The organism is Cellulomonas rhizosphaerae (assembly GCF_003470205.1).
Lineage (GTDB): Bacteria > Actinomycetota > Actinomycetes > Actinomycetales > Cellulomonadaceae > Cellulomonas > Cellulomonas rhizosphaerae.
The window spans coordinates 14,263-25,830 of record NZ_QWKP01000207.1; the positions used below are offsets into that span (position 1 = coordinate 14,263).

An 11,568-nucleotide genomic window follows, 5' to 3' on the forward strand; every position below is an offset into this window, starting at 1 on the left:
CGGGTGGTGGATGACGCGATCGCGGGACTCGTCGGGCGTGGGTTGGTGCACAGCACGCACGCCCGCGCAGCCGGGCTCGACCCGCGCACGTTGCGCAGAGCGGCCGCCGCCTCGAGGGTCGTCCGGGTGCGGCGCGACGCCTACCTGGACACGGAGCGGTGGCAGGACCTCTCCCCGCGTTCTCGGTACCGGCTCCAGGTCGAAGCAGCATCCCGCTCGTTGAGCGGCCCGGTGTTCACCCACTTCTCGGCTGCGGTCGTGTGGGACCTCCCGTTGATCGGGAGGTGGCCGGCCGAGGTCCACGTCGCCGGCAGTGCCGCTCGCGGTGGCCGGTCATGGCCCGGCGTGGTGCGGCACGCCAGCGATCTCGACGTTCCGGTGGTCAACCACGACGGGATCCGCGTCACCGACGCGGCAGCGACCGTCATCGACATGGCACGCGTGAGTCCGTTCGCCACGGCGCTCGCGATGGCTGACCACGCTCTACGGACCAAGATCGCATCCGCGGAGGGGCTCGTTGAGGCCGCCGCGGCGCTCGGTGCCCGACGCGGCAGCCGGGCGGCTCGTCGGGTCGCCGAGCTCGCCGACCATCTGTCCGAGTCGGCGGGGGAGTCGCTGAGCCGCGCACGGATGATCGAGCTCGCCGCGCCTCTGCCCCGGCTGCAGCACACGGTCCGGGACGCCCGGGGCTTCGTCGCGCGCGCCGACTTCTGGTGGGAGCACCTCGGCCTGGTCGGCGAGTTCGACGGTCGACTCAAGTACCGCGTGGACGGTCTGGAGGACCAGGCGGCCGTCGAGGAGCGGGTCTGGACCGAGAAGCTCCGCGAGGACCGGATCCGCGCGACCGGCCTCGGGGTGACCCGTTGGACGTGGCAGACGGCGCTCGACGCACGAGCTTTCGCGGCCCACCTCCGTGCCGCCGGAGTCCTCTGACCACGAGCGCGGGTGGAACGGACCCAGCGCGCACGGCGCGGCACCCGCGCTCGGTCCGCACGACCTGCGCTCGGCAGCGAGAGTGCGGCGGGCGGCGGGCGGGCGGTCGGGAGGGCCGGTCGGTGGGACCTTGGGCCCACCGGGTCGGTGGGTGTGCGCGAGATCACCGTGGGCGGCGGCCTCGGTGTGACCGAGGCGATTGGCCTTTGGTTGGGGCGTCTGGCAGACTGTACAAGTTGCCCGCTGAGGTGGCGCGTTCGTGCGCGCTCGACCAGCAGGGCTGACAGACGTGGCGAGTGTCCGGACCCCGGGGTCAACCCGGTGGTGGACGCTCGACAACAACCACCGACCTCGTGCCTCACGGTACGCAGCGCACGGGCATGGCGCGAAGAGCGACACGCCCGAGTGCGGGGGTCGGACGGTCCCGGTTCGAAGAGAGAGATTGAGACGACGCCATGGCGGGACAGAAGATCCGCATCAGGCTCAAGTCCTACGACCACGAGGTCATCGACAGCTCGGCGCGCAAGATCGTCGACACGGTGACTCGCGCTGGTGCGTCGGTCGTGGGTCCGGTGCCGTTGCCGACGGAGAAGAACGTGTTCTGCGTCATCCGGTCGCCCCACAAGTACAAGGACAGCCGCGAGCACTTCGAGATGCGCACGCACAAGCGGCTCATCGACATCATCGATCCCACGCCGAAGGCCGTCGACTCGCTCATGCGTCTCGACCTGCCTGCGGACGTGAACATCGAGATCAAGCTCTGACGCTGGGAAGGAACTGATTTCTATGGTTACCCAGCAGAACGAGCGCCCCGTGACGGCTCTGCTCGGCCGCAAGCTCGGCATGACCCAGCTCTGGGACGAGGCAGGACGCCTCGTTCCCGTGACGGTCGTCGAGGTCGGTACGAACGTTGTCACCCAGGTGCGCTCCGCTGACGCTGACGGCTACGCCGCGGTCCAGCTGGCCTACGGCCAGATCGACCCGCGCAAGGTCACCAAGCCGCTGAAGGGCCACTTCGAGAAGGCCGGGGTCACCCCCCGCCGGCACGTGGCCGAGATCCGTACGTCCGACGCTGCCGAGTTCGCGCTCGGTCAGGAGATCACCGCGGCGGCCTTCGAGGCCGGCCAGATCGTCGACGTCATCGGTACCACCAAGGGCAAGGGCACCGCTGGTGTCATGAAGCGCCACGGCTTCCACGGAGTCGGCGCTTCCCACGGTGCGCACCGCAACCACCGCAAGCCCGGCTCGATCGGTGGCGCTTCGACGCCGTCGCGCGTGTTCAAGGGCATCAAGATGGCCGGTCGGATGGGCGTCGCCCGTCAGACCACCCAGAACCTGACCGTGCACGCGGTCGACGCCGAGCGGGGTCTCATCCTCGTCAAGGGTGCCGTTCCCGGCCCCAAGGGTGGCGTCGTCGTCGTGCGTTCCGCTGCGAAGGGTGCGTGAACACGATGAGTGACACGCTGACCGTCGACGTCCTCGACGCCCAGGGCACCAAGGCCGGCCAGGCCGAGCTGCCCGCGGACGTCTTCGACGTGCAGACCAATGTTCCGCTGATCCACCAGGTCGTCGTCGCGCAGCGCGCGGCGGCTCGCCAGGGCACCCACGACACGAAGTCTCGTGGCGAGGTCCGTGGTGGTGGCCGCAAGCCGTACAAGCAGAAGGGCACCGGCCGCGCCCGTCAGGGCTCGACCCGTGCACCTCAGTTCGCCGGTGGTGGCGTCGTCCACGGCCCCACGCCGCGCGACTACAGCCAGCGCACCCCCAAGAAGATGAAGGCCGCGGCGCTCCGCGGTGCTCTCTCGGACCGCGCCCGCGCCGGCCGCGTGCACGTCGTGACGGGCTTCGCGCCCGGTACCGCGCCCTCGACCAAGTCGGCCCTGAACGTGCTCGCGAACCTCTCGGGTCGCAAGAACGTCCTGGTCGTCGTCGAGCGTTCGGACGAGATCACGTGGAAGTCGCTGCGCAACGTCGAGCGGGTCCACCTGCTCGTCGCCGACCAGCTCAACACGTACGACGTGCTCATCTCGGATGACGTCGTCTTCACGCAGGGCGCGCTCGACGCGTTCCTCGCCGGCCCCGTCAAGGGTGCGAAGGAGGAGTCCAAGTGAGCGACCTCGGGAAGAACCCGCGCGACATCCTGCTCGCCCCCGTCGTGTCGGAGAAGAGCTACGGCCTGCTGGACGAGGGGAAGTACACCTTCCTCGTCGACCCGCGCGCCAACAAGACTGAGATCAAGATCGCCGTCGAGCAGGTCTTCGGCGTCAAGGTCGACTCGGTCAACACCGCGAACCGACAGGGCAAGTCCCGTCGGACCCGTTTCGGCACCGGCCGCCGCAAGGACACGAAGCGTGCGATCGTCACCCTCCGCGAGGGCACGATCGACATCTTCGGCGGTCCGGTCGGCTGATCGAAGGACTGAGAACTCATGGGAATCCGTAAGTACAAGCCGACTACCCCGGGCCGTCGTGGCTCGTCGGTCGCCGACTTCGTCGAGATCACGCGCTCCACGCCGGAGAAGTCGCTGGTCCGTCCGCTGCACAAGACCGGTGGCCGCAACTCCACCGGCCGCATCACCACCCGTCACAAGGGTGGCGGTCACAAGCGTGCGTACCGCGTCATCGACTTCCGTCGTCACGACAAGGACGGCGTGCCGGCCAAGGTCGCTCACATCGAGTACGACCCCAACCGCACGGCGCGCATCGCGCTCCTGCACTACGCGGACGGCGAGAAGCGCTACATCATCGCGCCGAACAAGCTGTCGCAGGGTGACGTCATCGAGAACGGCCCCGGCGCCGACATCAAGCCCGGCAACAACCTGCCGCTGCGCAACATCCCGACCGGTACGGTCATCCACGCCATCGAGCTGAAGCCCGGTGGCGGCGCGAAGATCGCCCGTTCGGCTGGTGCGTCCGTGCAGCTCGTCGCCAAGGACGGCCCCTACGCCCAGCTGCGTCTGCCGTCCGGTGAGATCCGCAACGTCGACCTGCGCTGCCGCGCCACGGTCGGCGAGGTGGGCAACGCCGAGCAGTCGAACATCAACTGGGGCAAGGCCGGCCGTATGCGGTGGAAGGGCAAGCGCCCCTCCGTCCGTGGTGTCGCCATGAACCCGATCGACCACCCGCACGGTGGTGGCGAGGGCAAGACGTCCGGTGGACGTCACCCCGTCAGCCCGTGGGGCCAGGCCGAGGGCCGTACCCGCCACCCGAACAAGCCGAGCGACAAGCTCATCGTGCGCCGTCGGCGCACCGGCAAGAACAAGCGCTGATAGGAGCCTGAGATGCCACGTAGCCTGAAGAAGGGCCCGTTCGTCGACGGTCACCTGCAGAAGAAGGTCGATGTCCAGAACACGGCCGGCACGAAGAACGTCATCAAGACGTGGTCGCGCCGTTCCGTGATCACCCCGGACTTCCTCGGCCACACCTTTGCCGTGCACGACGGACGCAAGCACACCCCGGTGTTCGTGACGGAGTCGATGGTCGGGCACAAGCTCGGCGAGTTCGCTCCGACGCGGACGTTCCGCGGCCACGAGAAGGACGACCGGAAGGGCCGTCGCCGCTGACCCCCGGGTCAGCCAGGCGACGCCCTCACCGGCAGAGACAAGAGAGCAGGACAGCAATGGAAGCCAAGGCGAGCGCGCGGTTCGTCCGCGTCACTCCCCAGAAGGCCCGGCGCGTCGTGGACCTCATCCGTGGCAAGCAGGCCGGCGAGGCCGTCGCGGTGCTGAAGTTCGCACCGCAGTCTGCGGCGGAGCCCGTCCTCAAGACGGTGCAGTCCGCGATCGCGAACGCGGTCGAGGGTGCCAAGCGCAACAGTGAGCGTCTCGACGAGGCGGACCTCTACATCTCCGAGGTCTTCGTCGACGAGGGGCCGACCCTCAAGCGGTTCCGCCCCCGGGCGCAGGGCCGTGCGAGCCAGATCCTCAAGCGTTCCAGCCACATCACCGTGGTGGTTGCCGAGCGCCAGAGCACGAAGGGACGGACCCGATAGTGGGACAGAAGGTCAACCCGCTCGGGTATCGCCTGGGCATCACCACCGATCACCGCTCGCGGTGGTTCGCTGACTCGACCAAGCCGGGCCAGCGCTACCGCGACTACGTCCGCGAGGACGTCCAGATCCGCAAGCTCATGAGCACGGGTCTCGAGCGCGCCGGCATCGCCAAGGTCGAGATCGAGCGCACGCGTGACCGCGTTCGCGTCGACATCCACACCGCCCGCCCGGGCATCGTCATCGGGCGTCGTGGCGCGGAGGCCGACCGCATCCGCGGCGAGCTCGAGAAGCTCACGGGCAAGCAGGTGCAGCTCAACATCCTCGAGGTCAAGAACGCCGAGATCGAGGCGCAGCTGGTCGCTCAGGGCATCGCCGAGCAGCTGGCGAGCCGTGTCTCGTTCCGCCGTGCCATGCGCAAGGGCATCCAGTCGGCGCAGCGCGCCGGCGCCAAGGGCATCCGCGTGCAGGTCTCCGGCCGCCTCGGCGGCGCGGAGATGAGCCGTACGGAGTTCTACCGCGAGGGTCGTGTGCCGCTGCACACGCTGCGCGCGAACATCGACTACGGGTTCTTCGAGGCCCGTACCACCTTCGGTCGCATCGGCGTCAAGGTGTGGGTCTACAAGGGCGACATGACGGAGAAGGAGTTTGCTCGCGAGCAGGCGACCCAGGCTCCGCGTCCGTCCCGCGGCCCGCGTGGCGACCGTCCCGAGCGTGGCGGAGACCGCGGCCCCCGTGCCGCCGGCCCCCGTCGCGAGCGGACGGACGCTCCTGCAGCGGAGTCGGCCGTCGAGGCCAACCCCGAGGCGACCCCTGAGTCCGGAACGGAGGCCTGAGCCGTGCTGATCCCGCGCAGGCTGAAGCACCGCAAGCAGCACCACCCGGGGCGCTCCGGCGCCGCGACCGGTGGTACGTCGATCTCGTTCGGTGAGTACGGCATCCAGGCTCTCGAGCCCGCCTACGTCACGAACCGCCAGATCGAGGCTGCTCGTATCGCCATGACCCGCCACATCAAGCGTGGAGGAAAGGTCTGGATCAACATCTACCCGGACCGCCCCCTCACGAAGAAGCCTGCCGAGACCCGCATGGGTTCCGGCAAGGGTTCGCCCGAGTGGTGGATCGCCAACGTCAAGCCGGGCCGAGTGATGTTCGAGCTCGCCGGTGTTCCGGAGCCCCTGGCTCGCGAGGCCATGCGTCGCGCGCAGCACAAGCTCCCCATGAAGACCCGTTTTGTGGTTCGCGAGGGTGGTAACTGATGACTATCGGGACCAAGGACCTGGCTCCCACCGAGCTCGACGCCTTTGACGACGAGAAGCTGGTTGCCGAGCTGAAGAAGTCCAAGGAGGAGCTGTTCAACCTCCGCTTCCAGTCGGCGACCGGTCAGCTCGAGAGCCACGGGCGTCTCAAGGCCGTGCGCCGCGACATCGCTCGGATCTACACGATCCTGCGCGAGCGCGAGCTCGGCATCCGTACCGCTCCGACCGCGAGCGAGTGAGGCTGACATGACTGACAAGCACACCACCGCCACGGCTGAGCACCGCGCGTACCGCAAGACGCGTCGGGGCTACGTCGTGAGCGACAAGATGGACAAGACCGTCGTGGTCGAGGTCGAGGACCGGGTCAAGCACCCGCTCTACGGCAAGGTCATCCGACGCACCAGCAAGGTCAAGGCGCACGACGAGCTGAGCTCGGCGGGCGTGGGCGACCTCGTGCTGATCATGGAGACCCGTCCGCTCAGCGCCACCAAGCGGTGGCGTCTGGTCGAGGTCCTCGAGAAGGCCAAGTAAGCAGCACCACCCCCAGTTGCCCACGGGCGGCGGGGTCACCGCGAGGAGGCCCCGCCGCAACGTGTGCATCACGGCAACTATCCGTTCGGCCAGGCTGCCTGCGAGAAGCGCAGTGCAGAACCCGCCAGACGACAGGAGTAGGTAGATGATCCAGCAGGAGACGCGGCTTCGCGTCGCCGACAACACGGGTGCCAAGGAGATTCTCTGCATCCGCGTTCTCGGTGGCTCGGGACGCCGCTACGCCGGAATCGGCGACATCATCGTCGCCACCGTGAAGGACGCGATCCCTGGCGGCAACGTCAAGAAGGGTGACGTCGTCAAGGCCGTCATCGTGCGCACCCGCAAGGAGCGCCGCCGTCCGGACGGTTCGTACATCAAGTTCGACGAGAACGCCGCAGTGATCCTCAAGAACGACGGGGAGCCCCGTGGCACGCGCATCTTCGGCCCCGTGGGCCGCGAGCTTCGCGACAAGAAGTTCATGAAGATCATCTCGCTGGCGCCGGAGGTGCTCTGACCATGGCGAAGATCAAGAAGGGCGACCTCGTCGTCGTCATCTCCGGCCGCGACAAGGGCCGCGAGGGCCGTGTCCTCGAGGTTCTCACCGAGACGCAGCGCGTCGTCGTCGAGGGCGTCCAGCGCGTGCAGAAGCACGTGAAGGCCGGCCAGACGCAGCGTGGCACGCGCACCGGTGGCATCGAGACCGTCGAGGCCCCCATCCACATCAGCAACGTGATGCTCGTCGACCCGGAGACCAAGAAGGGCACCCGGGTGGGCTACCGCACCGAGCAGGTCGAGCGTGACGGCCGTACCCGGACCGTTCGCGTCCGCATCGCCAAGCGCTCCGGGAAGGACGTCTGATGACCGAGACGACCATCGAGGCCCCGGCACTGCCCCGCCTCAAGACGAAGTACGCCGACGAGATCAAGCCGGCCCTCTTCAAGGACTTCTCCCACGAGAACATCAACCAGGTCGCGCGCCTGGTGAAGGTTGTCGTGAACATGGGTGTCGGTGACGCCGCCAAGGACTCGAAGCTGATCGAGGGCGCCATCCGCGACCTCACGCAGATCACGGGCCAGAAGCCGCAGGTCACCAAGGCCCGCAAGTCGATCGCCCAGTTCAAGCTGCGTGAGGGCATGCCGATCGGCGCGCACGTCACGCTGCGCGGCGACCGTGCCTGGGAGTTCCTGGACCGACTGCTGTCGACCGCGCTCCCGCGCATCCGTGACTTCCGCGGCCTGTCGCCCAAGCAGTTCGACGGCCACGGCAACTACACGTTCGGCCTCACGGAGCAGTCGATGTTCCACGAGATCGACCAGGACAAGATCGACCGTGTCCGCGGCATGGACATCACGATCGTCACCACCGCTGACACGGACGACGAGGGTCGCGCTTTCCTCAAGCTCCTCGGCTTCCCGTTCAAGGAGAACTGACCATGGCGAAGACCGCTCTGAAGAACAAGGCGGCTGCGAAGCCGAAGTTCGCGGTTCGCGGCTACACGCGCTGCCAGCGCTGCGGCCGTCCGCACTCGGTGTACCGCAAGTTCGGCCTGTGCCGGATCTGCGTGCGGGAGATGGCCCACCGCGGCGAGCTCCCCGGCGTCACCAAGAGCAGCTGGTAATCACTCAGTAAGTACAAGCGTCGGTAGGTCCCGCCCTGCGAGAGCAGGGCGGGATACCCCGGCGAGGAAGGGCGGAAGCCCCCATGACCATGACCGACCCGATCGCAGACCTGCTCACGCGGCTGCGTAACGCGAACTCGGCGCACCACGACGAGGTGTCGATCCCGTTCTCGAAGCTGAAGTCGCACATCGCGGAGATCCTGCAGGCCGAGGGTTACATCGTCGGCTGGAAGGTTGAGGAGGCCACTGTTGGCCAGAACCTCATCATCGAGCTGAAGTACGGCCCGAACCGCGAGCGTGCGCTCGCCGGCGTCAAGCGCGTGTCCAAGCCGGGCCTGCGCGTGTACGCGAAGTCGACCAACCTGCCCAAGGTGCTCGGTGGCCTCGGCGTGGCGATCCTGTCCACGTCCTCCGGCCTCCTGACCGACAAGCAGGCCGCCAAGAAGGGCGTGGGTGGGGAAGTCCTCGCCTACGTCTGGTAATTCCGAGACGGAAAGGAGCTAGCCAATGTCTCGTATCGGCAGAGTCCCCGTCCCGGTTCCGGCCGGCGTGGACGTCAACATCAACGGTGCCGTCGTGACGGTGAAGGGCCCCAAGGGCACCCTCGCGCACACGATCGCCTCCCCCATCGAGGTCGTTCGAAACGAGGACGGCGCACTCGTCGTGTCCCGTCCGAACGACGAGCGCAACTCGCGCTCGCTGCACGGCCTCACCCGCACGCTGCTGGCGAACCTCGTCACCGGCGTGACCGAGGGTTACGTCAAGAAGCTCGAGATCGTCGGCACGGGTTACCGCGTCGTCGCCAAGGGCACGGACCTCGAGTTCGCGCTCGGCTTCAGCCACCCCGTCGTGGTCACCCCGCCCGAGGGCATCACCTTCGTGGTCGAGGCTCCGACGCGCTTCTCGGTGCAGGGCATCGACAAGCAGCAGGTTGGCGAGGTCGCCGCGAACATCCGCAAGATCCGCAAGCCTGAGCCGTACAAGGGCAAGGGCGTGCGGTACGCGGGCGAGAACGTGCGCCGCAAGGTCGGAAAGGCCGGTAAGTAGCCATGGCGATCAAGATCATCGGCAAGGGCAAGCGGAAGGCGCGTCAGCGCCGTCACCTGCGCCTTCGCAAGAAGGTTTCGGGTTCGGCACAGCGTCCCCGTCTCGTCGTGACGCGCTCCGCGCGCCACATCACCGCTCAGGTCGTCGACGACGGCATCGGGCAGACCCTGGTCTCCGCGTCGACCCTCGAGGCCGACCTGCGGAGCTCGGACGGCGACAAGACCGCCAAGGCCAAGAAGGTCGGCGAGCTGATCGCCGAGCGCGCGAAGGCAGCCGGCGTCGACGCGGTCGTGTTCGACCGCGGCGGCAACAAGTACCACGGCCGTGTGGCCGCGGTGGCCGACGGTGCCCGCGAGGGTGGTCTGGCGCTGTGACGACGACGAACCGGAAGAAGAGGACTCACTGATGGCTGCTCCTCAGCGCAGCAACACCGGGGCGCCCGCGGGCGGCACCGGGACGGGCGGCGGTGACCGTCGCGACGGTGGCCGTGGCCGTGACGGCGGCGGCCGTGGCCGCGACGCCGCAGAGAAGAGCGCGTTCCTCGAGCGCGTCGTGACGATCAACCGCGTCGCCAAGGTCGTCAAGGGCGGCCGCCGCTTCAGCTTCACCGCGCTCGTCGTGGTGGGCGATGGCGATGGCACCGTGGGTGTCGGCTACGGCAAGGCCAAGGAGGTGCCCGCGGCGATCGCCAAGGGTGTCGAGGAGGCGAAGAAGAACTTCTTCCGCGTCCCCCGCATCCAGGGCACCATCCCTCACCCCATCCAGGGTGAGGCCGCTGCCGGCGTCGTCTTCCTGCGTCCGGCCTCGCCGGGTACCGGTGTGATCGCCGGTGGTCCGGTGCGCGCCGTCCTGGAGTGCGCCGGCGTCCACGACATCCTGAGCAAGTCGCTCGGTTCGTCGAACGCGATCAACATCGTGCACGCGACTGTCGCGGCCCTCAAGGGTCTCGAGCAGCCGGAGGCCGTGGCCGCGCGCCGTGGTCTGCCTGTCGAGCACGTCGTGCCGGCCGCGCTCCTGCGCGCCCAGGCCGAGGGTCGGGCGAAGGCTGCCGAGAAGGTGGGTGCGTGATGGCCCGTCTCAAGGTGACGCAGAAGAAGTCCGGCATCGGTGGCAAGCAGAACCAGCGCGACACGTTGCGCACGCTGGGCCTGAAGCGGATCGGCGACGTCGTCGTCAAGGAGGACCGCCCTGAGATCCGCGGCATGGTCCGCACCGTGCAGCACCTCGTCGCGGTCGAAGAGGTGGAGTGACCATGGCTGACGAGAAGAACGCCAGCAAGGAGACCGTCGAGGAGGCCCCCGAGGCCGCCGCGAAGAAGGCTCCTGCGAAGAAGGCAGCTGCTGCTTCGGAGTCCGCTCCGAAGACCGCAGCGGCCAAGAAGCCGGCTGCGAAGAAGGCGACCACGGCCAAGGCCGAGGCTGCTGCCGACGCTCCGGCCGAGAAGAAGCCTGCTGCGAAGAAGGCGACCACGGCCAAGGCCGAGGCCGCTGCCGACGCTCCGGCTGCTGCGAAGAAGGCTCCTGCCAAGAGCGCTGCCGCCAAGGCCGCGCCCAAGGCGGAGAAGTCGGCTGCTGCTGTCGCAGCTGCCGAGGCCGCTGCGCAGCCCGGCAACGGTGGCACCCTCAAGGTGCACCACCTGCGTCCGGCCCCCGGCGCCAAGACCGCCAAGACCCGCGTGGGTCGTGGTGAGGCGTCGAAGGGTAAGACGGCCGGTCGTGGCACCAAGGGCCAGAAGGCCCGGTACCAGATCCCCGACCGCTTCGAGGGTGGTCAGATGCCGCTGCACATGCGTCTGCCCAAGCTTCGTGGCTTCAAGAACCCGTTCCGCGTGGAGTACCAGGTCGTCAACCTGGACAAGCTCACCGCGCTGTACCCGGACGGTGGCGACGTGACGGTCGCCGACCTGGTCGCCAAGGGCGCGGTCCGCAAGGGCCAGCCCGTCAAGGTGCTCGGCACCGGCGAGCTGACGGTCAAGGTCTCCGTCGCCGTGGACGCCTTCTCGGCGTCGGCGAAGGACGCGATCGTCGCTGCCGGCGGCAGCGTCTCGCAGGACTGATTTGCCGGAAGAGGCCGGTGGTGCGTTCTCACGCCCACCGGCCTCTTTCCGTATCTGGACGGGCATCGGTTAGGGTGCCCCGGGTGCCCGTGCTTGAGCCGGGCGACGCGGCCGGAACGACCCGGTCGCACGACATGCCG

22 protein-coding genes are annotated in these 11,568 nt (G+C 68.4%); all 22 read left to right on the top strand.

From position 1 onward, the window contains the following. Positions 1-6: 6 nt before the first annotated feature. The 22 genes from D1825_RS12295 to rplO all read left to right on the top strand — a co-directional run bounded on the left by D1825_RS12295 (position 7) and on the right by rplO (position 11,428). Entirely contained in the window at positions 7-933 is a 927-nt protein-coding gene (locus D1825_RS12295) for a hypothetical protein (RefSeq protein ID WP_147356265.1), read from the top strand. A 455-nt stretch (positions 934-1,388) separates the two neighbouring features. Then, entirely contained in the window at positions 1,389-1,697 is a 309-nt protein-coding gene (rpsJ, locus tag D1825_RS12300) for a 30S ribosomal protein S10 (RefSeq protein ID WP_013117879.1), read from the top strand. 22 nt (positions 1,698-1,719) lie between these two features. Then, complete coding sequence (gene rplC / locus D1825_RS12305; protein WP_118767714.1) at positions 1,720-2,379, top strand: 50S ribosomal protein L3; 660 nt, start codon at positions 1,720-1,722, stop codon at positions 2,377-2,379. A 5-nt stretch (positions 2,380-2,384) separates the two neighbouring features. Then, positions 2,385-3,044 (top strand): 50S ribosomal protein L4, encoded by a 660-nt coding sequence (gene rplD, locus D1825_RS12310; protein WP_118767745.1) that lies wholly within the window; start codon positions 2,385-2,387, stop codon positions 3,042-3,044. Continuing rightward, a complete protein-coding gene (rplW, locus tag D1825_RS12315) occupies positions 3,041-3,343 on the top strand; it encodes a 50S ribosomal protein L23 (RefSeq protein WP_118767715.1) in 303 nt (100 codons plus the stop codon). The genes rplD and rplW overlap by 4 nt, the downstream gene beginning before the upstream one ends. An 18-nt stretch (positions 3,344-3,361) precedes the next feature. Further along, on the top strand, positions 3,362-4,201 hold the full coding sequence (gene rplB, locus D1825_RS12320; protein WP_118767716.1) for a 50S ribosomal protein L2: 840 nt from the start codon (positions 3,362-3,364) through the stop codon (positions 4,199-4,201). Between the two features lie 12 nt (positions 4,202-4,213). Next, on the top strand, positions 4,214-4,495 hold the full coding sequence (gene rpsS, locus D1825_RS12325) for a 30S ribosomal protein S19 (RefSeq protein ID WP_028045064.1): 282 nt from the start codon (positions 4,214-4,216) through the stop codon (positions 4,493-4,495). Positions 4,496-4,551: 56 nt separating this feature from the next. Further along, on the top strand, positions 4,552-4,923 hold the full coding sequence (gene rplV, locus D1825_RS12330; protein ID WP_118767717.1) for a 50S ribosomal protein L22: 372 nt from the start codon (positions 4,552-4,554) through the stop codon (positions 4,921-4,923). Next, on the top strand, positions 4,923-5,756 hold the full coding sequence (gene rpsC / locus D1825_RS12335) for a 30S ribosomal protein S3 (protein WP_118767718.1): 834 nt from the start codon (positions 4,923-4,925) through the stop codon (positions 5,754-5,756). The genes rplV and rpsC overlap by 1 nt, the downstream gene beginning before the upstream one ends. Before the next feature lie 3 nt (positions 5,757-5,759). Beyond that, entirely contained in the window at positions 5,760-6,176 is a 417-nt protein-coding gene (rplP, locus tag D1825_RS12340; RefSeq protein WP_013770172.1) for a 50S ribosomal protein L16, read from the top strand. Next, positions 6,176-6,415 carry a 50S ribosomal protein L29 gene (gene rpmC / locus D1825_RS12345; protein ID WP_118767719.1) on the top strand — a complete coding sequence of 80 codons (240 nt, stop codon included), beginning with the start codon at positions 6,176-6,178 and terminating at the stop codon, positions 6,413-6,415. The genes rplP and rpmC overlap by 1 nt, the downstream gene beginning before the upstream one ends. A gap of 7 nt (positions 6,416-6,422) precedes the next feature. Further along, positions 6,423-6,707, top strand: coding sequence for a 30S ribosomal protein S17 (rpsQ, locus tag D1825_RS12350; RefSeq protein WP_118767720.1), 285 nt, complete (start codon positions 6,423-6,425; stop codon positions 6,705-6,707). A gap of 145 nt (positions 6,708-6,852) precedes the next feature. Further along, entirely contained in the window at positions 6,853-7,221 is a 369-nt protein-coding gene (gene rplN / locus D1825_RS12355) for a 50S ribosomal protein L14 (RefSeq protein WP_118767721.1), read from the top strand. 2 nt (positions 7,222-7,223) lie between these two features. Next, the gene (gene rplX, locus D1825_RS12360; RefSeq protein WP_118767722.1) at positions 7,224-7,565 is read left to right on the top strand and encodes a 50S ribosomal protein L24; all 342 of its coding nucleotides are present in this window, start codon (positions 7,224-7,226) and stop codon (positions 7,563-7,565) included. After that, complete coding sequence (gene rplE / locus D1825_RS12365; RefSeq protein ID WP_118767723.1) at positions 7,565-8,137, top strand: 50S ribosomal protein L5; 573 nt, start codon at positions 7,565-7,567, stop codon at positions 8,135-8,137. Before rplX ends, rplE begins: the two co-directional genes overlap by 1 nt. 2 nt (positions 8,138-8,139) lie before the next feature. Beyond that, positions 8,140-8,325, top strand: coding sequence for a type Z 30S ribosomal protein S14 (locus D1825_RS12370; protein WP_028045055.1), 186 nt, complete (start codon positions 8,140-8,142; stop codon positions 8,323-8,325). Between the two features lie 83 nt (positions 8,326-8,408). Further along, complete coding sequence (gene rpsH / locus D1825_RS12375) at positions 8,409-8,807, top strand: 30S ribosomal protein S8 (RefSeq protein WP_118767724.1); 399 nt, start codon at positions 8,409-8,411, stop codon at positions 8,805-8,807. A 25-nt stretch (positions 8,808-8,832) separates the two neighbouring features. Beyond that, a complete protein-coding gene (gene rplF, locus D1825_RS12380) occupies positions 8,833-9,372 on the top strand; it encodes a 50S ribosomal protein L6 (RefSeq protein ID WP_118767725.1) in 540 nt (179 codons plus the stop codon). 2 nt (positions 9,373-9,374) lie between these two features. Beyond that, on the top strand, positions 9,375-9,746 hold the full coding sequence (gene rplR, locus D1825_RS12385; RefSeq protein ID WP_118767726.1) for a 50S ribosomal protein L18: 372 nt from the start codon (positions 9,375-9,377) through the stop codon (positions 9,744-9,746). Positions 9,747-9,777: 31 nt separating this feature from the next. Further along, the gene (rpsE, locus tag D1825_RS12390; protein ID WP_118767727.1) at positions 9,778-10,440 is read left to right on the top strand and encodes a 30S ribosomal protein S5; all 663 of its coding nucleotides are present in this window, start codon (positions 9,778-9,780) and stop codon (positions 10,438-10,440) included. After that, positions 10,440-10,622 carry a 50S ribosomal protein L30 gene (gene rpmD, locus D1825_RS12395; RefSeq protein ID WP_029290623.1) on the top strand — a complete coding sequence of 61 codons (183 nt, stop codon included), beginning with the start codon at positions 10,440-10,442 and terminating at the stop codon, positions 10,620-10,622. Before rpsE ends, rpmD begins: the two co-directional genes overlap by 1 nt. Positions 10,623-10,624: 2 nt before the next feature. Next, the gene (rplO, locus tag D1825_RS18640) at positions 10,625-11,428 is read left to right on the top strand and encodes a 50S ribosomal protein L15 (RefSeq protein WP_118767728.1); all 804 of its coding nucleotides are present in this window, start codon (positions 10,625-10,627) and stop codon (positions 11,426-11,428) included. The last annotated feature ends 140 nt before the right edge of the window (positions 11,429-11,568 follow it).

Coding starts and splice junctions, on each gene's coding strand:
- rpsJ (WP_013117879.1), top strand. CDS start 1,389: ATGGCGGGACAGAAGATCCGCATCAGGCTCAAGTCCTACGACCACGAG.
- rplC (WP_118767714.1), top strand. CDS start 1,720: ATGGTTACCCAGCAGAACGAGCGCCCCGTGACGGCTCTGCTCGGCCGC.
- rplD (WP_118767745.1), top strand. CDS start 2,385: ATGAGTGACACGCTGACCGTCGACGTCCTCGACGCCCAGGGCACCAAG.
- rplB (WP_118767716.1), top strand. CDS start 3,362: ATGGGAATCCGTAAGTACAAGCCGACTACCCCGGGCCGTCGTGGCTCG.
- rpsS (WP_028045064.1), top strand. CDS start 4,214: ATGCCACGTAGCCTGAAGAAGGGCCCGTTCGTCGACGGTCACCTGCAG.
- rplV (WP_118767717.1), top strand. CDS start 4,552: ATGGAAGCCAAGGCGAGCGCGCGGTTCGTCCGCGTCACTCCCCAGAAG.
- rpmC (WP_118767719.1), top strand. CDS start 6,176: ATGACTATCGGGACCAAGGACCTGGCTCCCACCGAGCTCGACGCCTTT.
- rpsQ (WP_118767720.1), top strand. CDS start 6,423: ATGACTGACAAGCACACCACCGCCACGGCTGAGCACCGCGCGTACCGC.
- rplN (WP_118767721.1), top strand. CDS start 6,853: ATGATCCAGCAGGAGACGCGGCTTCGCGTCGCCGACAACACGGGTGCC.
- rplX (WP_118767722.1), top strand. CDS start 7,224: ATGGCGAAGATCAAGAAGGGCGACCTCGTCGTCGTCATCTCCGGCCGC.
- rplE (WP_118767723.1), top strand. CDS start 7,565: ATGACCGAGACGACCATCGAGGCCCCGGCACTGCCCCGCCTCAAGACG.
- D1825_RS12370 (WP_028045055.1), top strand. CDS start 8,140: ATGGCGAAGACCGCTCTGAAGAACAAGGCGGCTGCGAAGCCGAAGTTC.
- rpsH (WP_118767724.1), top strand. CDS start 8,409: ATGACCATGACCGACCCGATCGCAGACCTGCTCACGCGGCTGCGTAAC.
- rplF (WP_118767725.1), top strand. CDS start 8,833: ATGTCTCGTATCGGCAGAGTCCCCGTCCCGGTTCCGGCCGGCGTGGAC.
- rplR (WP_118767726.1), top strand. CDS start 9,375: ATGGCGATCAAGATCATCGGCAAGGGCAAGCGGAAGGCGCGTCAGCGC.
- rpsE (WP_118767727.1), top strand. CDS start 9,778: ATGGCTGCTCCTCAGCGCAGCAACACCGGGGCGCCCGCGGGCGGCACC.
- rpmD (WP_029290623.1), top strand. CDS start 10,440: ATGGCCCGTCTCAAGGTGACGCAGAAGAAGTCCGGCATCGGTGGCAAG.
- rplO (WP_118767728.1), top strand. CDS start 10,625: ATGGCTGACGAGAAGAACGCCAGCAAGGAGACCGTCGAGGAGGCCCCC.